Source organism: Streptomyces stelliscabiei, from assembly GCF_014873495.1.
Lineage (GTDB): Bacteria > Actinomycetota > Actinomycetes > Streptomycetales > Streptomycetaceae > Streptomyces > Streptomyces bottropensis.
This window is the reverse complement of sequence record NZ_JADBGF010000001.1, coordinates 2,287,905-2,309,706: the sequence shown is the minus strand read 5'-3', so window position 1 is coordinate 2,309,706 and position 21,802 is coordinate 2,287,905. Positions and strand designations below refer to the sequence as shown.

Below are 21,802 nucleotides of genomic sequence, written 5' to 3'. Positions count from 1 at the left end.
GCCATACGTCCCGTACGCACGGCTTTCGGCGCCCCCGTTACCGGTAGAGCAGATACTCCTTGCGCACCCTGCGGAACGCCGCCAGCTCCTCCCGCCAGCCCGCCACGACCTCGCCGGTGTCCGCCCCCGCGTCGATCATCGTCCGCACCCGCGCCGAACCGGTCAGCTTGTCGATCCAGTTGTCCGGACGCCACGCGAACCCGCTCCACACCTTCCTGGCGGTCACGAGCAGGCCGATCCCGGTGCGCACGGGGTCGTACGCGGCCCGGTCGTGCACATGGATCTGAACGCCCCCGATGGTCTTCCCCTGGAACTTGGAGAACGTCGGCGCGAAGTACGCCTCCCTGAAGTGCGCGCCGGGCAGGCCGAGTTCGTTCGCGGCGGCCGCCCACCGCCGGTCGACGCCCTCCGCGCCGAGCAGCTCGAACGGCCGCGTGGTGCCGCGCCCCTCCGACAGGTTGGTCCCCTCGAAGAGACACGTCCCCGCGTACACGAGGGCGGTGTCCGGTGTCGGCATGTTCGGGCTCGGCGGCACCCAGGGCAGCCCGGAGTCCTCGTGGAACCACGACCGCTTCCACCCCGACATCAGTACGGTCTCCAGCGGGACGGGCTCGGTGAGGAACTCCCCGTTGAACAGCCGGGCCAGCTCCGCCACCGTCATCCCGTGCGCCTGCGCGATGGGCTGCCGCCCGACGAACGTCGCGAACTCCTTGTGCAGCACGGGTCCCTGGGCGCTCCGCCCGGTCACCGGGTTCGGCCGGTCCAGGACGACGAAACGCTTCCCCGCCAGCCGGGCCGCCTCCATGCAGTCGTACAGCGTCCAGATGTAGGTGTAGAAGCGGGCGCCCACGTCCTGGATGTCGAAGACGACCGTGTCCACGCCGGAGGCGGTGAAGACGTCGGCCAGGGGCCGGCCGCTCTTGAGGTACGTGTCGTAGACCGGCAGCCCGGTCGCCGGGTCGTCGTGCCGGCCCTCGGAGCCGCCGGCCTGGGCGGTGCCCCGGAAGCCGTGCTCCGGGCCGAAGACGGCCCTGAGGTCCACGCGGTCGTCGGCGTGCATCACGTCGACGATGTGGCGGGCGTCCCGGGTGATGCCGGTGGGGTTGGTGACGATGCCGACCTTCTGGCCGCCGAGGGTCCGGTAGCCGTCGGCGGCCAGCCGCTCGAAGCCGGTGCGCAGCCGTGGGGCGGTCGCGGCGGCCGGGGGAGCGGCGAGGCCGGCCGAGGCCGCCGAGGAGGCGGTGGCCGCCGTGGAGGCGGCGAGGAACGTGCGGCGGGAGAGGCGCATGGGGGTGACCTCCGGGTCGCGGTCGCGGGATGCGGCGTACAGGCAAGCTAAGCGCTCCGGCGGGCGGTTCGTCACCCGCGCGCCGTCCCCGGCGGGTCGCGCGGTTCCCGCGCCCCCTGCGAGTGCGCCGGGCGGAGCCCTTCCTCCACGACATACCGACCGGTTAGTCTGACTGTCCAGAGAGTCAGACGAGCCGTTCGTGGTCGGTCAGACATGTCGCGTCTAAGGAGTCCGGTCGTGGGAAGCGTGCGGGGTGCGGGTGTGGTCGTCACCGGAGCCGGTGGCGGGATCGGGGCCGCTCTGGCCCGCCGGTTCGCGGCCGAGGGCGCGCGGGTCGTCGTGAACGACCTGGACGGTGACCGGGCGAAGGCCGTGGCCGACGAGATCGGCGGGACCGCGATCCCCGGGGACGCGTCCGTGATCGTCCCGGCGGCACGGGACGCGCTCGGCGGCACCGTGGACGTCTACTGCGCCAATGCCGGACTCGCCTCCGGCGGGACGGAAGCGGCCGACGAGAAGGTGTGGGCGCTCGCCTGGGACGTCAACGTCATGGCCCACGTCCGGGCGGCCCACGAGCTGCTGCCGGCGTGGCTGGAGCGGGGCAGCGGGCGTTTCGTCTCGACCGTCTCGGCGGCCGGGCTGCTCACGATGATCGGCGCGGCGCCCTACAGCGTCACCAAGCACGGGGCGTACGCCTTCGCCGAATGGCTGTCCCTCACCTACCGGCACCGGGGCGTCAAGGTCCACGCCATCTGCCCGCAGGGCGTGCGCACCGACATGCTGACCGCCTCCGGCAGCGCGGGCGACCTGGTGCTCACACCGACCGCGATCGAGCCCGAGGACGTGGCCGACGCGCTCTTCGAGGGCATCGACAAGGACCGCTTCCTGATCCTGCCGCACCCCGAGGTGGCCGGTTTCTACCAGGCCAGGGCGGCCGACCCGGACCGCTGGCTGACGAACATGAACCACATCCAGCAGAAGTGGGAGACGACGGGCTGACCGCCCTGCCCGGCGGACGCCCGCCGGAGGGTGGGATGATCCTCCGGCGGGAGCGCCCGGTTCCGGCCGGTGGGAACCGGCCGACGGCCGGCGCGCGACCGGCAGGCGACGGCAGAACCTCGGAAGGCAGGTGGCGGCAGTGCCCAGGACGACGGACGGAGACGGTACGCCCGTCCCGCAGCGGCTGCTCGCCGCCGCCACCCGGCTCTTCGCCGAGCGGGGCTACGACCGCACCTCCGTGCAGGAGATCGTCGAGGCGGCCGGCGTCACCAAGGGCGCGCTGTACCACTACTTCGGTTCCAAGGACGACCTGCTGCACGAGGTGTACGCGCGCGTGCTGCGCATCCAGCAGGAGCGGCTCGACGCGTTCGCGGGGGCCGACGCGCCCGTCGAGGAGCGGTTGCGGGGTGCCGCCGCCGACGTGGTGGTGACCACCATCGACAACCTCGACGACGCGATGATCTTCTTCCGGTCCATGCACCATCTGAGCCCGGACAAGAACAAGCAGGTCCGCGCGGAACGCCGTCGGTACCACGAGCGTTTCCGCGCGCTCGTGGAGGAGGGCCAGGAGACCGGCGTCTTCTCGAAGGCGACCCCGGCGGACCTGGTCGTCGACTACCACTTCGGCTCGGTCCACCACCTGTCGACGTGGTACCGCCCCGACGGCCCGATGGGCCCGCAGGAGGTCGCGGACCACCTGGCTGACCTGCTGCTGCGCGCGCTGCGGCCGTAGGACGCATGCGGGTGCGTCGTCGGGTGCGGGCCCGGTGGGGCTTCTCGCGCAGTTCCCCGCGCCCCTGAAAAGCAGGGGCTGCGCCCGCCGCTTTTCAGGCCCGCGGGGCCTGCGCTTTCAGGCCCGCAGGGCCTGGGCTCCCAGGGGCGCGGGAAACTGCGCGACCAGCCCCCACGCACCCGCGCCCGACAACGCGCCCCCGCTCACACGTACCGCTTCAGCTCCCGTCGGGCCAGCGACCGCTGGTGCACCTCGTCCGGCCCGTCCGCGATCATCAGCGTGCGCGCCCCCGCGTACAGCTCCGCCAGCGGGAAGTCCTGACTGACACCCCCGGCGCCGTGCAGCTGGATGGCCCGGTCGATGATGTCCACGACCGTCCGAGGCGTAGCGATCTTGATCGCCTGGATCTCCGCGTGGGCCCCCTTGTTGCCCACCGTGTCCATCATCCACGCCGTCTTCAGCACCAGCAGCCGCAGCTGCTCCACCGCCACCCGGGCGTCGGCGATCCAGTTGTGCACGACCCCCTGCTGCGCCAGCGCCTTGCCGAAGGCCTCCCGGGCCACCGCGCGCCGGCACATCAACTCGATCGCCCGCTCGGCCATCCCGATCAGCCTCATGCAGTGGTGGATGCGCCCCGGTCCGAGCCGCGCCTGCGCGATGGCGAAACCGCCGCCCTCCTCGCCGATCAGGTTGGCGGCCGGCACCCGCGCGTTGTCGAAGACCACCTCGGCGTGGCCGCCGTGGGAGTGGTCCTCGTATCCGAACACCTGCATGGCCCGCCGCACCGTGACACCCGGAGTGTCCCGCGGGACCAGGATCATCGACTGCTGGCGGCGGATGTCGGCCCGGTCCGGGTCCGTCTTGCCCATCACGATGAAGATCCGGCAGTCGGGGTTCATGGCCCCGGAGATGTACCACTTGCGGCCGTTGACGACATAGTCGTCGCCGTCCCGCTCGATCAGCGTGGTGATGTTGGTGGCGTCCGAGGAGGCCACCTCCGGTTCGGTCATCGCGAACGCCGACCGGATCTCGCCGGCGAGCAGCGGCTCCAGCCACTGCTTCTTCTGCGTCTCGTCGCCGAACTGGCTCAGCACCTCCATGTTGCCCGTATCGGGCGCGGCGCAGTTCAGCGCGGTCGGCGCCAACTGCGGGGAGCGGCCCGTGATCTCGGCGAGCGGCGCGTACTGCAGGTTGGTGAGCCCCGCGCCGTACTCGGAGTCGGGCAGGAAGAGGTTCCACAGGCCCTGCCGGCGGGCCTCGGCCTTCAGGTCCTCCACCACGGCGGGCGTGTCCCACGGCGAGGCCAGCTCGGCCCGCTGCTCCTCGGCCACGGCTTCCGCCGGGTACACGTACGCGTCCATGAAGGCGAGGAGCCTGGTGCGCAGCTCCTCCGTGCGGGCGTCGAATGCGAAGTCCATGGCGGGTCAGCCTTCCTGGGTGCCGGCGCGGAGAGTCGTCAGGCCGTGTTCGATGAAGACGGGGACCAGGTCGCCGATGCGGTCGAAGCCGTGGCCGACCGTCTGGCCGAGTGTGTACCGGTAGTGGATGCCCTCCAGGATCACGGCGAGCTTGAACCACGCGAAGGCCGTGTACCACGACACCGAGGAGACGTCACGGCCCGAACGGGCCGCGTACCGCTCGACGATCTCGGCCGGATCCGGGTGCCCGGCGGCCGCCGCGGTCGTGGAGACCGGCGAGTCGGGCAGGGCGAGCGGCACGCTGTACATCACCAGCAGGCCCAGGTCGGTGAGCGGATCGCCGAGCGTGGACATCTCCCAGTCCAGGATGGCCCTGATCCGGTCGTCGTCGCCGAGCAGCACGTTGTCCAGGCGGTAGTCGCCGTGCACGACGGTCGGTGCGGGGGAGGGGGGCAGCCGGCGTCCCAGGGCCGCGTGCAGTTCGTCGATGCCGGCCAGTTCACGGTTGCGGGACGCGTCCAACTGCTTTCCCCAGCGCCGCAGTTGCCGGTCCAGGAAGCCCTCAGGGCGACCGAAGTCGGCGAGACCCACCTCGGCGGGGTCCACCGCGTGCAGTTCGACGAGGGTGTCGACCAGGCTCAGCACGGCGGCCCGGGTGCGCTCCGCGCCCAGCGGCGCCAGCTGCTCGGCGGTGCGGTAGGGGGTGCCCTCGACGAAGTCCATGACGTAGAAGGGCGCGCCGAGCACGTCCTCGTCGTCGCAGAACAGCACGGGACGCGGCACCGGCACAGCGGTGGTGTGCAGCGCGCTGATCACGCGGTGCTCGCGCCTCATGTCGTGCGCGGTCGCCAGCACATGGCCCAGCGGAGGGCGCCGTACGACCCACTTCGCGGTGCCGTCGGTGACCTCGTACGTCAGGTTCGACCGTCCGCCCTCGATCAGCCGGCCGGTGAGCGGGCCGCCCACGAGTCCGGGCCGCTCGGCGTCGAGCAGGACGCGGAGCCGATCGGGATCGAGACCTGGCGGGTGGTCTGGGTGCATCATCGCTCCTACACACGGTGAACGGGACTCGTCTCATGATGCCGACCGGTCGGTATGTCGTCCAGTGGGTGACACGAAAGTGATCGGAGTCTCGGCGGGATCCCGACGCGTCCCGACGGCGTCCCGGTGCGTCCCGACGGCGTCCCGACGGCGTCCCGACGGGATCCGGCCGGGCGCGGCCGGATCCCGTACGGCGGCCGTCAGGCGTGGCAGGTCATCATCTCCCCGCCGTTGACGGTGGCCATGTCCATGAACCCGGCGAACGGGTCGACGCCCTCGCCCTCGGGCTTCCCGTCCAGCTCGGCGTAGGCCCGGTGCAGGTTCGCCACCAGCCGCTCGCTCTCGGGCAGCTCGGCGTACTGGCCGAGATCCGTGCTCCGCGCCGCCTCCAGCGGTGTCAGCCCCGCCGCGTGCGACTTCTCGGCGACCTCGGCCACGAACCGCGTGTACCGCTCGGCCCGGTCGAAGGCGGAGGGGTCGGTGACGGGCCCGTGCCCCGGCACGACGGTCTCGGCGCCCAGCTCGCGCAGCAGCGCCAGTGCCCGCAGCGAACCGCTCAGCGAGCCCATCAGGAAGAACGGCGTCCCTCCCTCGAAGACCAGGTCCCCCGCGAACAGCACCCGCCGGTGCGGCAGCCAGACGACGGAGTCGCCGACCGTGTGCGAGATGCCGGGGTGGATGACCTGGGCCTCGATGTCGCCGACGTGGAGCGTCAGGCGGTCGTCGTACGTGAGGTCCGCGCCCCGGATGTCGACGGCGCCGAAGTCGGTCTCCGGCCACAGCAGATGAAGGTGCTGCCCGCCGGCGAGGGCCTCGCGGCGGCAGGCCGAGTGCGAGACGAGGGTGGCGGAGGGCGTGAAGAAGCCGTTGCCGTAGGTGTGGTCCCCGTGGTGGTGGGTGTTGACCAGGAGACGGGGCTTCGGGACGCCGGTCGCGTCGAGCGCGGCGCCGAGGGCACGGGTGCGGCGCTCGGTCGCCGCCGTGTCCACGAGCAGAGTGCTGGTCCCGTCACTCACGAAACCCGAGTTGTTCAGACACCATCCGCCGTCCGGCTGCACATACGCGTACACGTCGCTCGCGAGCTCGACGGTGTACGGCTCTTGCGCGGTCATGGTGACCCCCTTCGTCCCCCCGGATCGATCGCCAACTGGTGGTCCGAGCCTGCCAGTCGGCGACGATCAGGGGGAAACCGGGGGTATGGATCCGGCGCGGGCGGCGGTGCCGGCGTCCGCGCCGGCCCTTGGCGCCGTCGGTACCGTCAGTGGTCGTCCCAGTGCCCGTCGTGGGCGGCGTGGCGGTGTCCGTCGTGCACGTAGTCCACGTGGTCGCCGTGCGTGACCGCCTGGTGCCCGCAGTCCTCGCCGTGCTCGTGGGCGTGCCCGTCGTGGGCGGTGTGCCCGCTCGGCTCGCATTCGTCCCAGTGGCCGGAGTGCTCGCGGTGCAGATGCCCGTCGTGCGCGTAGTCGGTGTGGTCACCGTGCGACACGGCGGTGTGCCCGCAGGTGGGGCTGTGGTCGTGGTCGTGGACCGGGTGCTCCTGGTGCAGGGTGGTCATCGCGCTCACCTTCGGTGGGACGGGGGGTGACCTGTCCAGGCTAGGCACACAAGCCCCATTTATCCCTTTGGAAACTCCATGCACAGGCCAAGACCTGCCCTGTCTTCGGTTCGCCCGATCGCCCCTCTTCGCGGTCCGCGAGGTCAGAACACCAGGGCCGCGCCGCACACCGCGAGGGCGATCACGCACAGGACGGCCGTCGTGGCGACCCGGGGCGGGAGGACCGGCGGGCGGGAGGCCGCCAGGGTGTGGATACGGCGATGGGCGAGCGCCAGGAAGCCCAGCCACAGCACCGCGCACAGGGCCGCGGCCAGTACGCCGGGCGTGGACGGGCCGCCGTGCAGGGCGGACTTCGCCGCGAGTACGGCGGCCACGGCACCCGCGAGGGTCGTACGCCGCCAGGCGAGCCGGGTGCGCTCGGGCTGGAGGCCGGGGTCGCGATCGGCGGGCTCCGTCGCGGGGTACGACGGGCTCACCCCTCCCACCGGAACAGGACCACGGCGACCATGGCGACCGCCACCACCGCGACGAGGATGCCGAGCACCGCCGGGAAGCGGGACACCGGCAGGTCCTCCCCGCGTCGCATCGCCCGCTCGCAGCGCACCCAGTGGTTGACCGCCCGCAACGCGCACAGCACCCCGGCGCCCAGCAGGACCAGCGCGAGCCCGACGCGCCAGCCCCAGCGCAGGTCCGGCAGGAACTGGTCCACCGCGAAACCGCCGCCGATCAGGGCGAGCGAGGTGCGCAGCCAGGCGAGGAACGTCCGCTCGTTGGCCAGGGAGAACCGGTAGTCGGGAGTGCGGCCTTCCTCCCGGATCTCCCCGGGGGCGAACCAGAGGCGGACGTTCCGTGCAAATTCGATCACGTGTAGGACATTACCGGTCGGCTTCCGGGCCCAGAACGGCCTCCCGGCTTCCCCTCGCCCTCAGCCGCTCGTACGCCGCCACCCCGTCCGGCACCCACTCCCACTCGCCCAGCCGCCGCTCCACCTCGGCCTCCGTCAGGAACCCGTGCCAGGCGACCTCCTCCGTCTGCGGGTCCACCGGCAGTTCGCAGCGGACCTCGTACACCGCCGACCACCAGGTGCGCCGGGCCCCGTCGTCGTAGAGGAACTTGAACAGCGGCGCGGGCCGGGGCAGCCCGGAGACGCCCAGCTCCTCCTCGGCCTCGCGCAGGGCCGCGTCGTCGTAGGACTCGCCCGCCCCGACGACGCCGCCCACGAACATGTCGTACAGCGAGGGGAAGATCAGCTTCGTGTCCGTCCGGCGATGCACGAACACCCGCCCGTCCCCATCTCTGACCAGCACGAACACGGCCCGATGCCGCAACCCCCGGGCATACGCCTCCCCTCGCGGAACCTGCCCGATGACGCGGTCGCCCTCATCCACGATGTCAAGAATCTCGTCAGCGGCACTCATGACCTCATTGTGAACGCGCCGCCCCGGCCACGGGTCACCGACCGACGCCACGGGCCCAGCCCGCCGCTTGTGAGGGGCGCGGGAAACCGCACGCCCAGCGCCGCCACGGGCCGAGCCCGGCGCTTTCCAGGGGCGCGGGGAACTGCGCGAACAACCCCCACCCACCCGCACCCGCCACGCAGCCCGCACCCCCGACCTATAGGGCGCCCACCCGCACCCCCGACCTACGAGGCGCCCGCCCCGGCCCGCACCCCACCCTCCCGCCCCCCGGCGGAGCCGCACGGCATCGCCGGATGCATCCCGAGAAGCACCACCCCCACCACAACCCCCGCCAACCCCGCCGCCTCCCACGCGAGGGCGCCCGCGTCCATCCGCAGCCGGTCCCCCAGGAACCCCACCCCGCACGCGATCCCCGCCAGCGGCTGCGCGGCGGTCAGCGCGGGCAGCGACATCCGCAGCGGCCCCGTCTCGAACGCGCTCTGTACGAGGAGGAGCCCGGTCACCCCGAGCAGAGCGACCCCGTACGGCTGCCACGAGGTGAGCAGCCCGCCCCAGCCGCCCTCGCCGAACAGTTGCCCGCTGACCCGGGTGAGCGCGTCCTGGACGCCGTACAGCAGCCCGGCGGCGACCGCCAGGAGGACCGGCGCGGCACTCAGCCGGGACCGCTTCGCGTAGGCCGTGAGCAGCAGCGCGAGCCCCACCATGACGCCGATGATCAGCCACTGCCGGAAGGGGCCGCCGACCGCCGCCCCGCCCTCCGGCCGCCCGGCGACGATGAACGCGGTGACCCCGCCCGCGAGCAGCACCAGCCCCGCCCAGCCCTGACGGCCCAGCGGCTGACGGGTCTGCCGGCGGGAGAGGCCGAGCGCGAAGAGGAGGTTGGTCGCGAGGAGCGGTTCCACGAGGGTGACCTCGCCCCGGCCGAGCGCGACCGCGCCCAGTGCCATCCCGCACACCATCAGCCCGATGCCGCCGAGCCAGCGCGGCACCCGGATCAGGTCGAGCAGCAGCCGGGGCGAGAGGAAGTCGCCCAGCGGGGCGTGCGAGGCGGCCTGCTGCTGGAGGACGAAGCCGAAGCCCAGACAGCAGGCGGCGCTCACGGCGAGAAGAAGAACAAGAACCGACACGCGGAGTACCTCGGGTCGTCGGACGGACCACGGCGGGTACCCCCAGGGGCATCCGCCAGGCATCCCGGACGGAGGATGATTTGTACCCCGACGGGTGGCCCGATACGTATTCGACCGACTGTAGTCGCCCCCGCCGGAACCTGTCCGTGGGAGGAGACACACCTCGGCAGTTGACTAGGTCACTCCTTCTGCCGAAGGATCTGTGCCAAAGCTGCTGACCGGCCAGTAACAAGGCCTGGGGCCGTGTCTGGCCCGCTTCGGCCTGCCCTCCTTCGCCCGACCCACCGCCCGACCCGTTCCCGAGAGGACGTCCTCGAATGTCGTACGACGCAGATGTGATCGTGATCGGGGCAGGCCTCGCGGGGCTCGCGGCGACCGCGGAGCTCGTCGACGCGGGCCGCAAGGTGATCCTCCTCGACCAGGAGCCGGAGCAGTCGATCGGCGGCCAGGCGCACTGGTCCTTCGGCGGACTCTTCTTCGTCGACTCGCCCGAGCAGCGCCGCCTGCGCATCAAGGACAGCCACGCGCTCGCCCTCCAGGACTGGATGGGCACGGCCGCCTTCGACCGCGAGGAGGACCACTGGCCGCGCAAGTGGGCCGAGGCGTACGTCGACTTCGCGGCCGGCGAGAAGCGGTCCTGGCTGCACCGCCAGGGCGTCCGGTTCTTCCCGGTGGTCGGCTGGGCCGAGCGCGGCGGGTACGACGCCAACGGCCACGGCAACTCCGTCCCCCGCTTCCACATCACCTGGGGCACCGGCCCCGGCCTCGTGGAGCCCTTCGAGCGCCGGGTACGCGAGGGTGTGGCCCGGGGCCTCGTCCAGCTGAAGTTCCGGCACCGGGTGACCGGCCTCGCGCGCAGCGCGGGAGCCGTCGACACCGTCACCGGCGAGATCCTGGAACCGTCGACCATCGAGCGGGGCCAGCCCAGCACCCGCAACGTCACCGGCGCCTTCGAACTGAAGGCCCAGGCCGTGATCGTCACCTCCGGCGGCATCGGCGGCAACCACGACCTCGTCCGCGCCAACTGGCCCCAGCGCCTCGGCAAGGCCCCGGAGAGGATGATCTCCGGCGTGCCGGCGCACGTCGACGGCCGGATGCTCGGCATCGCCGAGGAGGCGGGCGCCCACCTCATCAACCGCGACCGGATGTGGCACTACACCGAGGGCATCCAGAACTGGAACCCCATCTGGGAGAACCACGGCATCCGCGTCCTGCCCGGCCCGTCCTCGCTCTGGCTGGACGCCCGCGGCAAGCGGCTCCCGGTCCCGCTGTTCCCCGGCTTCGACACCCTGGGCACGCTGGAGCACATCATGAGGACCGGGTACGACTACACCTGGTTCGTGCTCGACCAGAAGATCATCGGCAAGGAGTTCGCCCTCTCCGGCTCCGAGCAGAACCCCGACCTGACCGGCAAGTCCGTCAAGGACGTCTTCATCCGGGCCCGCGCGGACGTGCCCGCGCCGGTCAAGGCCTTCATGGACAAGGGCGTCGACTTCGTCGTCGAGAAGGACCTCGGCTCCCTCGTCCGCGGCATGAACGCGCTCACGAAGGAACCGCTGATCGACGAGGCCGAACTGCGCCGCGAGATCGTCTCCCGGGACCGGGAGGTCGCCAACCCCTTCACCAAGGACCTCCAGGTGATGGCGATCCGGGGGGCCCGCAACTACCTCGGCGACAAGCTCATCCGCACCGCCACCCCGCACCGCATCCTCGACCCCAAGGCGGGTCCGCTGATCGCCGTCCGGCTGAACATCCTGACCCGCAAGACCCTCGGCGGCCTGGAGACCGACCTCTCCTCCCGCGTCCTCACCGAGGGCGGCGACCCGCTGGAGGGCGTGTACGCGGCGGGCGAGGCCGCGGGCTTCGGCGGCGGCGGTGTGCACGGTTACCGCTCCCTGGAGGGCACGTTCCTCGGCGGCTGCCTGTTCTCCGGCCGCACGGCGGGCCGGGCGGCGGCGAAGGCGACGGGCTGAGCCGAAGAGGCCGGCCCCGCCGAGCCTTACGGAATCCTGACGAATCTCCGCCGTCGCTGGCCCGACGGGGGCGGCGGATGTTCGAATCAATACGTGAACCCCGAACAGCCCACGGCGCGGCAGGCGCCGGCGGAACCCCCCGAAGACGAGGACGGGGGACCGGGGCGCGGCGCGCCCATCGGCCGCCGTGTCCTCCTCGGCACCCTCGGACTCGGCGCCCTCGGCGTGGTCGCGGCCCCCGTCCTCCAACGCGGAATGGAGGCGTTCCTCGGCGAGGCGGCCCAGAAGGACCCCACCGGCCTGACCGGTCTGCTCCCCAACGGCGGCGGCTTCCGCTACTACTCGGTGACGGCGTCCGTCCCCCGCAGGACCGCGAAGGACTACCGCCTCACCGTCGGCGGCCTGGTCGACAGACCCACCTCGTACACCCTCGCCGACCTGCGGGCCCTCCCGCAGACGCGAATGGTCGAGGACGTCCAGTGCGTCACCGGTTGGCGCGTCCCGGACACCCCGTTCGAGGGCGTACGGCTCTCCGCGCTGCTGGACGCGGCCGGGGTCCGCTCCTCGGCGGGCGCCATCCGTTTCACCTGCTTCGACGGGGCGTACACCGAGAGCCTCACCCTCGAACAGGCCCGCCGCGCGGACGTCCTCGTCGCCCTGCGCATGCAGGACAAGGACATCACCCACAACCACGGCGGCCCCGTCCGCCTGTACGTCGCTCCCATGTACTTCTACAAGTCCGCCAAATGGCTCTCCGGCATCGAGGTCACGGAGAAGGTCGAGCCGGGCTACTGGGAGGAGCGGGGCTACGACATCGACGCGTGGGTCGGCCGATCGAACGGGCGGGACGATGAACCGACGACTTGAGGAACCCCCCGTCCTGGCGGAGGCCCGCGTGGCCCGCTTCACGGCCGCCGAACGCTGGATCCACCGCACCACGGCCGCCCTGATGGGCATCTGCGTGGTGACGGCCGCCTGCCTCTACGTGCCCGCACTCGCCGAACTGGTCGGCCGCCGGGCGCTCGTGGTGACCGTCCACCAGTGGGCCGGCCTGCTGCTGCCCCTCCCCGTGCTCGCGGGCCTGGCCTCCCGCGCGTTCCGCGCCGACCTCGGCCGGCTGAACCGCTGGGGCCCGCACGACCGCGTCTGGCTCCGCGCCGCCCGCCGCCGCGCCCCGGGCGCACGCCCCGCCGCCAAGTTCAACGCGGGCCAGAAGCTCTACGCCTCCTGGATCGCCGGCGCCACCCTCGTCATGCTCGCCACGGGCCTGATGATGTGGTTCACCCACCTCACCCCGCTGATGTGGCGCACCAGCGCGACCTTCGTCCACGACTGGCTGGCCCTGACCATCGGGATCGTCCTGGCGGGCCACATCGGCATGGCCCTGGGCGACCCGGAGGCCCGCCGGGGCCTGCGCACGGGCTCGGTGAGCCGGGAATGGGCGGACCGGGAACACCCGCTGTGGCGGCCGTAGCGCCGCACACAGCCGGGAGCCCCGGCCCCGTACCACCCGTACCCCCCGGATCACCGGCGCACCAGCGCCCCGTGGTACCGGGCGTACGCCTAGATCACCAGCGACAACAGCAGCACGATCGCCCCCGCCACCACCGAGATGATCGTCTCCATCACCGACCAGGTCTTGATGGTCTGGCCGACGGTCATCCCGAAGTACTCCTTCACCATCCAGAACCCGGCGTCGTTGACGTGGCTGAAGAAGAGGGAGCCGGCGCCGATCGCGAGGACCAGCAGGGCCGTGTGCGTGGTCGACATGTCCGCGGCGAGCGGGGCCACCAGCCCCGCCGCCGAGATCGTGGCGACCGTGGCCGAGCCGGTGGCCAGCCGGATCGCCACCGCGATCAGCCAGGCCAGGACGAGCGCGGGGATCGACCAGTCCTCGGAGATCTCCAGGATCATCTGCCCGACCCCGGAGTCGATGAGCGTCTGCTTGAACCCGCCACCGGCGCCGACGATCAGCAGGATGCCCGCGATGGGCGCGAGGGACTTCTCGACCGTCGACCCGAGCCGCTCCTTGGTGAACCCGGCCGCCCGCCCCAGCGTGAACATGCCCACGATCACGGACGCGAGCAGCGCGATCAGCGGCGAGCCGGCCACGTCGAAGACCCGCTGGACCATCTGCTCGGGATCGTCCACGACGATGTCCACCAGCGCCTTGGCCAGCATCAGCACCACCGGCAGCAGCATGGTCGCGACGGTCGCGCCGAACCCCGGTCGCTTCTCCAGCTCCTCCGAGGCGCGCGCGGGGATCATGCGCTCGGGGACGGGCACGTCCACCCAGCGCGCGGCGTACTTCGAGAACAGCGGCCCGGCGATGATCACGGTCGGTATCGCCACCAGCAGCCCCAGCGCCAGCGTGACGCCCAGATCGGCCCGCACCGCGTCGATGGCGACCAGGGGACCGGGGTGCGGCGGGATCAGCCCGTGCATGACGGACAGACCGGCGAGAGCCGGGATCCCGATGCGCATCAGCGAGTAGTTGCCGCGCTTGGCGACCATCAGCACCACCGGGATCAGCAGCACGATCCCGACCTCGAAGAACAGCGGCAGCCCGATCACGGAGGCGATCAGCACCATCGCCCACGGCATCGCCCGCCCGCCGGCCTTCGCGAGGATCGTGTCGACGATCTGGTCGGCGCCGCCCGAGTCCGCCAGCAGCTTGCCGAGAATGGCACCGAGCGCGATGAGCACGCCCACTCCGGCCACGGTCGCCCCGAGCCCGGTGGTGAAGCTCGCGATCGCCTTGTCCAGCGGCGCCCCGGCGAACGCGCCCAGCGCGAGCGAGCCGATGGTCAGCGCCAGGAAGGCGTGCACCTTGAACCTGGTGATGAGCACGACGATCACGGCGATGCCCGCCAGCACGGCCATGCCCAGCTGCGCGTGCCCCGCCGAGGTGATCGGCTCGACGGGGTCCGCTGCCAGCAACTCGACGTTGAGTCCGGTCACGGTGAGTCCTTGAGTGGAGAGGGTGGGGGAGGGGGGAAGCAAGCGAAGAAAGGGGCGGAGGAGGGGGCTGGGCCGCGGTGGCCCTACGACCCGGCCGGGCCGGTCTCCCGCAGCGCGGTGACCGCCCGCTCGGCGATCTCCTCGGGCGACCCCGACACGTCGACCGCGACACCCGCCTCGTCCGCCTCCAGCGGCTGCAGCGTGGCGAACTGCGAGTCGAGCAGCGCCGTCGGCATGAAGTGCCCCCGGCGGTGCGACATGCGGTCCTCGATGAGCGCCCGGTCACCGGCGAGGTGCAGGAAGACCACACCGGGCGCGGCGGCCCGCAACCGGTCCCGGTACACGCGCTTCAACGCGGAACAGCTCACCACCCCGCCGAGCCCGTCCCGGCCGTGGGCCCACGCGCCGATGGCGTCCAGCCAGGGCCCCCGGTCCGCGTCGTCCAGCGGCGTCCCGGCCGACATCTTGGCGATGTTGGCCTCGGGGTGGAAGTCGTCGCCCTCGGCGTAGGGAACGCCGAGCCGGGCCGCGAGCAGGGGTCCGATCGTGGTCTTCCCGGTCCCTGCCACGCCCATCACCACGACGACATGAGGGGTACGCATCACTACCTCGCTGCCTCCGTCGACATCTGTGACGTCACCCGACGCCAACGACACTGAAGCCCAATAAGTACGATGAATTCAAGCCCTCGACCCAAATAAGTCTGACTTTTTCTCCGCGCTCCCCTCCTCGTACCCTGATCCCCATGACCACACCGGGCCGAGGGCTGCACGGCCGAGTACTGGAAACCCTCGGACCGGCGATCACAGCGGGCGAGTACCCGCCCGGGAGCGTGCTGCGCACGGACGAACTCGCCCAGAGCTTCGAGGTGTCCCGCTCGGTGATGCGGGAGGCGGTCCGCGTCCTGGAGTCCATGCACCTGGTCGAGTCCCGCCGCCGGGTCGGCGTGATCGTCCGCCCGTCCGCCGAGTGGAACGTCTACGACCCGCAGGTCATCCGCTGGCGCCTGGCCGGCGCGGACCGCCCCCGCCAGCTGCGCTCGCTCACCGTGCTGCGCGGCGCCGTCGAACCGATCGCCGCGGGCCTCGCCGCGCGCCACGCCACGGACGAGCAGTGCGCCGCGATCACCGAGTGCGCCATCGGCATGGTCGCCCACTCACGCGGCCACAAGCTGGAGGGCTACCTCCACCACGACGTCGCCTTCCACCGCCTGATCCTGGACGCCTCCGGCAACGAGATGTTCGCCCGCCTCGGCGACGTCGTCGAGGAGGTCCTCGCCGGCCGCACCCATCACGCCGTCATGTTCCACGACCCCGACCCGGCGGCCGTCACCCTCCACGTCCAGGTCGCCGAGGCCATCCGCGAACACGACGCCCCCCGGGCCGAGCGGCTCACCCGGGAGATCACCGCGGGCGCCCTCCAGGAACTCGACATCCTGGCACCCAACGGCCGTTCCCCGGCCGCCGGTTGACCCGGCGGGCCTACTCCGGGAACTCCCCGTCCACATACACCCAGGCCCCGTCCACGCGCTCGAACCGGCTCCGCTCGTGCATCGAGCCGCCCCGGAACGAGGCGCGGAAGGTGACCGTGCCGGTGCTGTGGAAGGCCGAGCCGTCCTGCGTGTCCAGGATCTCCAGACCGGTCCAGCGCATGGTCGTGTCGAAGTCGACCCCGGTGGGCCGCGTCCGGGGATGCCAGCTGCGCAGCAGATACGCCGCGTCCCGCACGACGAACGCGCTGTACCGCGACCGCATCAGCGCCTCGGCGGTCGGCGCCGCCGCGCCGCCGGAGTGATACCGCCCGCAACAGGCCTCGTACGCCGCGGGCAGCCCGCAGGGGCAGGTGCGGGGGACCGGCGAAGGGACCCGTGCGGCACTCTTCGAACCGGCCCTGGAACCACTGCGGCGCGACGACATGGCAGCCATTGTGCCCGCCCTACGCCGACCCCGCGTTCGTCGGCGGATACGGCGGCCGCGCCGGGACCTCGGGACCCCCGGCGGACGGCGGGGGCGGCGGGGACGGCAGGGGCGGCAGCGCCGGTTCCTGGAGCCACGCCCGGAACAGGGCGTCCAGCGGTCCGTCCGCGTACCGGCCGGCGTGGGCGACGAACCCGGCCGTCGTCACGGCGCCCCCGCGATGGACGGTCGCCCAGCCACGCAGCATCCGGAAGAACGCGTCGTCGCCGAGCGCGCAGCGCACCGCGTGGACGGTGAGACCGCCGCGCTCGTAGAGCCGGTCGTCGAACATCAGCTTGCGGCCCGGGTCCGCCAGCCGCAGATCCTGGGGGAGCGCGGCGAGCTTCTGGTGCGCCGCACGCGCCAGTTGATGCGCCGTGCGCCCGCCGGAGCGCTCCGACCACAGCCACTCCGCGTACTTGGCGAACCCCTCGTTCAGCCAGATGTGCCGCCAGTCGGCGATGGACACGCTGTTGCCGAACCACTGGTGCGCCAGCTCGTGCGCGACCAGCCGCTCCGAACCCCGCGCCCCGTCCACGTGGTTGGCACCGAACAGCGACAACCCCTGTGCCTCGACCGGGACATCGAGCTCCTCCTCGGTCACCACGACCGCGTACTCCCCGAACGGGTAGGGCCCGAAAAGCTCCTCGAACAGCTCCATCATGGCGGGCTGCCGCGCGAAATCCCGCGAGAACTCCGTGAGGAGCTGGGCGGGGATGTGCCCGTGCTGCGGCACCCCGCCGGGCCTCGGGTCGCCCAGCAGCACCGTCTGGTACCGGCCGATCGACAGCCCGACCAGATAACTCGACGTCGGCGCCGACTGCTCGTACACCCACGTCGTCGTGGACGCCTTCGCCGTACGGGTGAGCAGCCGCCCGCCCGCCACCACCTGGTACGCGGACGGCGTCGTGACCGAGATCTGGTACGAGGCCTTGTCGGCGGGCCGGTCGTTGCACGGATACCAGGACGGCGCCCCGACCGGCTGGCTCGCCACCAGCGCCCCGTCCGTCAGCTCCTCCCAACCCAGCCCGCCCCAGGGGCTGTTCACCGGCTTGGGATTGCCCGACCAGTGGACCTCGACCGTGAACGCGGCCCCCGGCCGGATCGGCTTCGCGGGCCGCAGACGCAACCGGCCGCCCCGGTGCGTGTAGTGCGGCGCCCGGCCGTCCACCCGTACCCGGCCGATCTTGAAGTCGGCGAGGTTCAGCTGGAACTCGGCGAGCGCGGACCGGCCCGCTATGGCGTTGAGCCTCGCCGTGCCCGACAGCCGGTTCGGCCCCGGCCGGTAGTCCACAGCCAGCTCGTACCGATGCACCCGGTAACGGGAATCACCGTTCGCCGGGAAGTACGGGTCCGGACCCACTGACTGCTGAACCGCCACTGCCGCTTCTGCTCCCCGCTGCGCTCTCGTACGACGTCCATCGTCCCCCGAGTCTCCCGACGCCGCACGAGCCGCACTCAGCGGCGCCATGCCTCGATCGGGTTGCCCAGCCACCGGGTGTCGTCGGGAACGGACTCCGCGGCCATGACCAGCGACGCCGGCCCCAGCGTGGTGCGGGCCCCGACCACGCTGCCGGGCAGGACGATTCCGCCCGGGCCCAGAGTGGCGCCCTCACGGAGTTCCACAGTATCCGTCCGCAAGATCCGGTCGTGGAAGAGGTGGGTCTGGAGCACACACCCCCGGTTCACCGTCGCCCCGTCGCCGAGCGTGACGAGGTCGGTCTCGGGTAGCCAGTAACTCTCCACCCACACCCCCCTGCCGATGGTCGCCCCGAGCCCGCGCAGCCACACGTTCAGCACCGGCGTGCCCGGCACCGACCCGGCCAGCCACGGCACGGCCAGCACCTCCACGAAGGTGTCCGCCAGCTCGTTGCGCCACACGAAACCGCTCCACAGCGGATGCTCACCGGTGCGGTGCCGCCCCACGAGCAGCCACTTCGCGAGGACCGAGAGCACACATCCGAGGGCCCCGGCCGCCAGCAGCACGACCCCGCCCAGCGGCCACGCCCAGCCGCCCAGCGCGCTCAGCGCCGCCACCGTCAGCAGCGCGAGACCCGCCGAGCAGAACACCGGCACGATCCGGCACAGCTCCACCAGCGCCCGCGCCCACAGCAGCCGCGCGGGCGGCTCGTACGTCAGGCTCTGGTCACCGTCCGCGGCCGACCGGGGCAGCCTGACCGGCGGCAGCCCCAGATACGAGCTGCCCTTCTTGGCCTTCTTCGGCGTCGCCGACAGCACACCCACCAGACCGCCGTCCGGCACGGACCGTCCCGGCGCGGTCATCCCGGAGTTCCCGAGGAACGCCCGACGCCCGATCTCCGCCCGCCCGATCCGCAGCCACCCGCCACCCAGCTCGTACGGCGCGGTCAGCGTGTCGTCCGCGAGGAACGCCCCGTCGCCGACCGTCGTCAGACTCGGCAGCGCCAGGACGGTGGACACCTCGGCGCCCTTGCCGATCCGCATCCCCAGCAGCCGCAGCCACACCGGCGTCACCAGCCCCGCGTACAGCGGGAACAGCGTCTGCCGCGAGCGGTCCATGAGCTGCGTGACCGTCCACGCCTGCCACCCGACCCGGCTGTGCGTGGGATGCGTGCCCTCCCGCAGCCCGAGGCTCAGCAGCCGTACGGCCACGAGCAGCAGCAGCGCGTACGCGGCCCCGAACACGAGCGTGGCCGGCACCAGACCCAGCGCCCCGCCCCGCAGAGCCGCTCCGAGCCCGGCGTCCGGCGCCACGAACAGACCCAGCACGGCCAGCGCGGCGACCCCGGCGAGCACCGGCAGCGCCGTCAGCCCGAAGCCCGTCACCCCGTACGACACCCGCCAGAACAGGCCCCGCTGCGGCCGCTCCTTGGGCCAGTTCCGCTTCGCCTTGCCCAGCTTCACCGCCGGCGCGCCGGCCCAGCGCTGCCCGGTGGGAACCTGCCCGGCCACCGCCGACCCCGGCGCCACCTCGGCCCGCTTGCCGACCCTGGCCCCCGGCAGCAGCATGCTCCGCGTCCCGACGACCGCGCCGGCACCCACCTTGACGGTCCCGATCTCCAGCCGGTCCCCGTCGAGCCAGTACCCGGAGAGATCCACCTCGGACTCCACGGCCGCACCCCGCCCGAGCTTCAGCAGCCCGGTCACCGGCGGCAGCGCGTGCAGGTCCACATCGGCGCCGACCCTGGCACCCAGCGCCCGCGCGTACCGCTCCAGCCACACCCCGGTCAGCGAGGTCGCCCCGCTGAACTCGGCCAGCCGCTCGGCCGCCCACAGCCGCAGATGCACGCTCCCGCCGCGCGCGTACCGCCCGGGCGCCACCCCGCGCAGCAGCAGCCGCGCCCCGCCCGCCGCGACCGCCAGCCGCCCCGGCGGGGTGTACAACAGCACCGCCCCCACCGCCACGGCCCACCAGGGCGCGGTCGGCAGCCAGGCGTACGGCCCGAGCAGGTTCCCGAGCGCGGCCAGCGGGACGATCCACCGCAGTCCGAGCAGCGTGAACAACGGCACGAGCAGCAGGAGCTGGACGAGCCGCGCCCGCACGGGCACGGGCTCCACCGCCCGGCGCGGCCCCTCCTCCTCGCCCGACGCCTCCAGATACCGGGCCAGCTTCCGCAGGGTCGGCCGCTGGTAGATGTCCACCACGGCGACGCTCGGGTACCGGGTCCGCAACCGGGTCGTCAGCTGCGCGGCCGCCAGGCTGCCACCGCCGATCGCGAAGAAGTCGTCACCCGCGCCGCCGACCGGGATGCCCAGCACCTGCGTCCACTGCTCGGCGAGCCACGCCTCGGTCCCGTACAGCTCCTCGGCCGGCCCGGCGCTCTCCAGCTCCGCGAGCGGCCACGGCAGGGCGTCGCGGTCCACCTTCCCCGACGTCCGGGTCGGCAGCTCCGCCACTGGTGCCAGCAGCGGCACCAACGCGGCCGGCAGCTCCGCCCGCAGCTTCTCCACGGCCGCCGCCTGGTCCCACCCGTCCTGGGTGACCACATAGCCGACCAGCAGCTGGTTCCCGCTCCGCGCGGTCCGTACGGCGGCCGCGGCGCCCGCGACGCCGGGGAGCGCCTGGAGCGCGGCGTCGACCTCGCCCAGCTCGATGCGCCGCCCGCCGAGCTTGATCTGCTCGTCCGCCCGCCCGAGGAAGACCAGCCCCTCCGGTTCGGCCTTCACCAGGTCGCCGCTGCGATAGGCGCGCTCCCAGCCCAGCGACGTGAGCGGCGCGTACTTCTCCGCGTCCTTCTCGGCGTCGAGGTACCGCGCGAGGCCCACGCCACCGATCACGAGCTGCCCGCTGCCGCCCATCGGCACGGGCTCCCCGGCCTCGTCGACTACGGCCAGTTCCCATCCGTCGAGCGGCAGCCCGATCCGGATCGGCTCCTCGCCGGACATCAGCGAGGCACAGGCGACGACGGTGGCCTCCGTCGGCCCGTAGGTGTTCCAGACCTCGCGGCCCTCCGTCACCAGCCGCTGCGCCAGCTCCGGCGGACAGGCCTCACCGCCGAAGATCAGCAGCCGTACGTCGTTCAGGGTCTCGGACTCCCACAGCGCGGCCAGCGTCGGCACGGTGGAGACGACCGTGATCTCCTGCTCGACCAGCCACGGCCCCAGATCGGCACCGCTCCTGACCTGCGAGCGCGGCACCGGCACCAGACAGGCCCCGTACCGCCAGGCCAGCCACATCTCCTCGCAGGACGCGTCGAAGGCCACGGACAGCCCGGCCATCACCCGGTCCCCGGGCCCGATCGGCTCCTCGGCCAGGAACAGCGCCGCCTCGGCGTCCACGAACGCGGCGGCGCTGCGATGGCTCACGGCCACGCCCTTGGGCTTCCCCGTCGACCCGGAGGTGAAGATGATCCACGCGTCGTGCTCGACCCCGGGCCGGGCGGCGGGGGAGTCGGACGCGCCGGTGACGGTCAGCTCGTGCCCGGCCCCGACGACGGCCCGCACCTCCGCCTCGCCGAACACCAGCTCGGCCCGCTCGTCGGGGTCCTCGGCGTCGACGGGCACATAGGCGGCCCCGGCCGCGAGCACCGCGAGGATCGCGACGTACAGGTCGTTCGTGCCGGACGGCACCCGCACCCCGACCCGGTCCCCGAGCCCGACCCCGGCCGCCCCCAGACGCTGCCGCAGATGCTCCACCTCGACCGCCAGCGCCCTGTAGCTGAGCCGTCGCCTGCCGTCGTCCAGCGCCGGCTCGTCCGGGTAGGACCGCACGGACGCCTCGAAGACGTCCACGAGCGTGCGCGGGGAGGCCGCCGGGCCGGCCGAGAAGAGTGCCGCTCCGCCGAATCCTCCGGCTCCCTCCGCCAGCTCCCCGTCGAGCAACGTCAGGTCGGGACTCTCGTACACGGCGGCCAT

General features: G+C 72.6%; 20 protein-coding genes. 6 read left to right on the top strand and 14 right to left on the bottom strand.

Annotated elements, in window-relative coordinates:
* Nucleotides 1-37: 37 nt before the first annotated feature.
* Nucleotides 38-1,288 carry an exo-beta-N-acetylmuramidase NamZ family protein gene (locus H4687_RS10085; RefSeq protein WP_046916883.1) on the bottom strand — a complete coding sequence of 417 codons (1,251 nt, stop codon included), beginning with the start codon at nt 1,286-1,288 and terminating at the stop codon, nt 38-40.
* 213 nt (nt 1,289-1,501) lie between these two features.
* Here H4687_RS10085 and H4687_RS10080 point away from each other — a divergent pair, with 213 nt between their 5' ends.
* Together H4687_RS10080 and H4687_RS10075 are read left to right on the top strand one after the other, a co-directional pair.
* Nucleotides 1,502-2,287 (top strand): SDR family oxidoreductase, encoded by a 786-nt coding sequence (locus tag H4687_RS10080; RefSeq protein ID WP_046916884.1) that lies wholly within the window; start codon nt 1,502-1,504, stop codon nt 2,285-2,287.
* A gap of 139 nt (nt 2,288-2,426) precedes the next feature.
* A complete protein-coding gene (locus H4687_RS10075) occupies nt 2,427-3,020 on the top strand; it encodes a TetR/AcrR family transcriptional regulator (protein WP_046916885.1) in 594 nt (197 codons plus the stop codon).
* A 203-nt stretch (nt 3,021-3,223) separates the two neighbouring features.
* Here the strand turns inward: H4687_RS10075 and H4687_RS10070 are convergent, their stop codons facing one another.
* From H4687_RS10070 to H4687_RS10035, 8 genes are all read right to left on the bottom strand, one after another.
* Complete coding sequence (locus tag H4687_RS10070) at nt 3,224-4,438, bottom strand: acyl-CoA dehydrogenase family protein (protein WP_046916886.1); 1,215 nt, start codon at nt 4,436-4,438, stop codon at nt 3,224-3,226.
* 6 nt (nt 4,439-4,444) lie between these two features.
* Complete coding sequence (locus H4687_RS10065) at nt 4,445-5,479, bottom strand: phosphotransferase family protein (RefSeq protein ID WP_046916887.1); 1,035 nt, start codon at nt 5,477-5,479, stop codon at nt 4,445-4,447.
* Between the two features lie 200 nt (nt 5,480-5,679).
* Nucleotides 5,680-6,591, bottom strand: a complete 912-nt coding sequence (locus H4687_RS10060; RefSeq protein ID WP_046916888.1) for an MBL fold metallo-hydrolase — start codon at nt 6,589-6,591, stop codon at nt 5,680-5,682.
* Between the two features lie 146 nt (nt 6,592-6,737).
* A complete protein-coding gene (locus tag H4687_RS10055; RefSeq protein WP_046916889.1) occupies nt 6,738-7,034 on the bottom strand; it encodes a hypothetical protein in 297 nt (98 codons plus the stop codon).
* A gap of 143 nt (nt 7,035-7,177) precedes the next feature.
* Nucleotides 7,178-7,510, bottom strand: coding sequence for a DUF202 domain-containing protein (locus H4687_RS10050; RefSeq protein ID WP_046916890.1), 333 nt, complete (start codon nt 7,508-7,510; stop codon nt 7,178-7,180).
* Nucleotides 7,507-7,899: a YidH family protein gene (locus H4687_RS10045; protein WP_046916891.1), complete on the bottom strand. Its 393-nt coding sequence runs from the start codon at nt 7,897-7,899 to the stop codon at nt 7,507-7,509. The genes H4687_RS10050 and H4687_RS10045 overlap by 4 nt, the downstream gene beginning before the upstream one ends.
* Nucleotides 7,900-7,909: 10 nt before the next feature.
* The gene (locus H4687_RS10040) at nt 7,910-8,452 is read right to left on the bottom strand and encodes an NUDIX hydrolase (protein WP_046916892.1); all 543 of its coding nucleotides are present in this window, start codon (nt 8,450-8,452) and stop codon (nt 7,910-7,912) included.
* 224 nt (nt 8,453-8,676) lie between these two features.
* Nucleotides 8,677-9,579, bottom strand: coding sequence for a DMT family transporter (locus tag H4687_RS10035; protein WP_050398505.1), 903 nt, complete (start codon nt 9,577-9,579; stop codon nt 8,677-8,679).
* 317 nt (nt 9,580-9,896) lie between these two features.
* On the opposite strand from H4687_RS10035, the gene H4687_RS10030 reads away from it, so the two are divergent.
* The 3 genes from H4687_RS10030 (at nt 9,897) to H4687_RS10020 (ending at nt 13,026) form a co-directional block, all read left to right on the top strand.
* Nucleotides 9,897-11,552, top strand: coding sequence for an FAD-binding dehydrogenase (locus H4687_RS10030; protein ID WP_046916933.1), 1,656 nt, complete (start codon nt 9,897-9,899; stop codon nt 11,550-11,552).
* Between the two features lie 93 nt (nt 11,553-11,645).
* Nucleotides 11,646-12,419 carry a molybdopterin-dependent oxidoreductase gene (locus H4687_RS10025; RefSeq protein WP_046916932.1) on the top strand — a complete coding sequence of 258 codons (774 nt, stop codon included), beginning with the start codon at nt 11,646-11,648 and terminating at the stop codon, nt 12,417-12,419.
* Nucleotides 12,403-13,026, top strand: coding sequence for a cytochrome b/b6 domain-containing protein (locus tag H4687_RS10020; protein ID WP_005485146.1), 624 nt, complete (start codon nt 12,403-12,405; stop codon nt 13,024-13,026). The genes H4687_RS10025 and H4687_RS10020 overlap by 17 nt, the downstream gene beginning before the upstream one ends.
* Before the next feature lie 89 nt (nt 13,027-13,115).
* Here the strand turns inward: H4687_RS10020 and H4687_RS10015 are convergent, their stop codons facing one another.
* Both H4687_RS10015 and H4687_RS10010 read right to left on the bottom strand, forming a co-directional pair.
* Nucleotides 13,116-14,513: a GntP family permease gene (locus H4687_RS10015; protein WP_046916931.1), complete on the bottom strand. Its 1,398-nt coding sequence runs from the start codon at nt 14,511-14,513 to the stop codon at nt 13,116-13,118.
* A gap of 83 nt (nt 14,514-14,596) precedes the next feature.
* A complete protein-coding gene (locus H4687_RS10010) occupies nt 14,597-15,115 on the bottom strand; it encodes a gluconokinase (protein ID WP_046916751.1) in 519 nt (172 codons plus the stop codon).
* Between the two features lie 143 nt (nt 15,116-15,258).
* On the opposite strand from H4687_RS10010, the gene H4687_RS10005 reads away from it, so the two are divergent.
* Entirely contained in the window at nt 15,259-15,984 is a 726-nt protein-coding gene (locus H4687_RS10005) for a FadR/GntR family transcriptional regulator (protein ID WP_046916752.1), read from the top strand.
* Nucleotides 15,985-15,994: 10 nt separating this feature from the next.
* On the opposite strand, the gene H4687_RS10000 is transcribed toward H4687_RS10005, so the two are convergent.
* From H4687_RS10000 to H4687_RS09990, 3 genes are all read right to left on the bottom strand, one after another.
* Nucleotides 15,995-16,438, bottom strand: a complete 444-nt coding sequence (locus H4687_RS10000) for a YchJ family protein (RefSeq protein WP_078907271.1) — start codon at nt 16,436-16,438, stop codon at nt 15,995-15,997.
* A 10-nt stretch (nt 16,439-16,448) separates the two neighbouring features.
* The gene (locus H4687_RS09995) at nt 16,449-17,849 is read right to left on the bottom strand and encodes a M1 family metallopeptidase (RefSeq protein WP_046916754.1); all 1,401 of its coding nucleotides are present in this window, start codon (nt 17,847-17,849) and stop codon (nt 16,449-16,451) included.
* Between the two features lie 77 nt (nt 17,850-17,926).
* Nucleotides 17,927-21,802 (bottom strand): Pls/PosA family non-ribosomal peptide synthetase, encoded by a 3,876-nt coding sequence (locus H4687_RS09990; RefSeq protein ID WP_046916755.1) that lies wholly within the window; start codon nt 21,800-21,802, stop codon nt 17,927-17,929.

Excerpts from the sequence above, each read along its gene's own strand:
- H4687_RS10085 (WP_046916883.1), bottom strand. The coding sequence starts at position 1,288 with ATGCGCCTCTCCCGCCGCACGTTCCTCGCCGCCTCCACGGCGGCCACC.
- H4687_RS10080 (WP_046916884.1), top strand. The coding sequence starts at position 1,502 with ATGTCGCGTCTAAGGAGTCCGGTCGTGGGAAGCGTGCGGGGTGCGGGT.
- H4687_RS10070 (WP_046916886.1), bottom strand. The coding sequence starts at position 4,438 with ATGGACTTCGCATTCGACGCCCGCACGGAGGAGCTGCGCACCAGGCTC.
- H4687_RS10065 (WP_046916887.1), bottom strand. The coding sequence starts at position 5,479 with ATGCACCCAGACCACCCGCCAGGTCTCGATCCCGATCGGCTCCGCGTC.
- H4687_RS10060 (WP_046916888.1), bottom strand. The coding sequence starts at position 6,591 with ATGACCGCGCAAGAGCCGTACACCGTCGAGCTCGCGAGCGACGTGTAC.
- H4687_RS10055 (WP_046916889.1), bottom strand. The coding sequence starts at position 7,034 with ATGACCACCCTGCACCAGGAGCACCCGGTCCACGACCACGACCACAGC.
- H4687_RS10040 (WP_046916892.1), bottom strand. The coding sequence starts at position 8,452 with ATGAGTGCCGCTGACGAGATTCTTGACATCGTGGATGAGGGCGACCGC.
- H4687_RS10030 (WP_046916933.1), top strand. The coding sequence starts at position 9,897 with ATGTCGTACGACGCAGATGTGATCGTGATCGGGGCAGGCCTCGCGGGG.
- H4687_RS10020 (WP_005485146.1), top strand. The coding sequence starts at position 12,403 with ATGAACCGACGACTTGAGGAACCCCCCGTCCTGGCGGAGGCCCGCGTG.
- H4687_RS10010 (WP_046916751.1), bottom strand. The coding sequence starts at position 15,115 with ATGCGTACCCCTCATGTCGTCGTGGTGATGGGCGTGGCAGGGACCGGG.
- H4687_RS10005 (WP_046916752.1), top strand. The coding sequence starts at position 15,259 with ATGACCACACCGGGCCGAGGGCTGCACGGCCGAGTACTGGAAACCCTC.
- H4687_RS10000 (WP_078907271.1), bottom strand. The coding sequence starts at position 16,438 with ATGGCTGCCATGTCGTCGCGCCGCAGTGGTTCCAGGGCCGGTTCGAAG.
- H4687_RS09990 (WP_046916755.1), bottom strand. The coding sequence starts at position 21,802 with ATGGCCGCCGTGTACGAGAGTCCCGACCTGACGTTGCTCGACGGGGAG.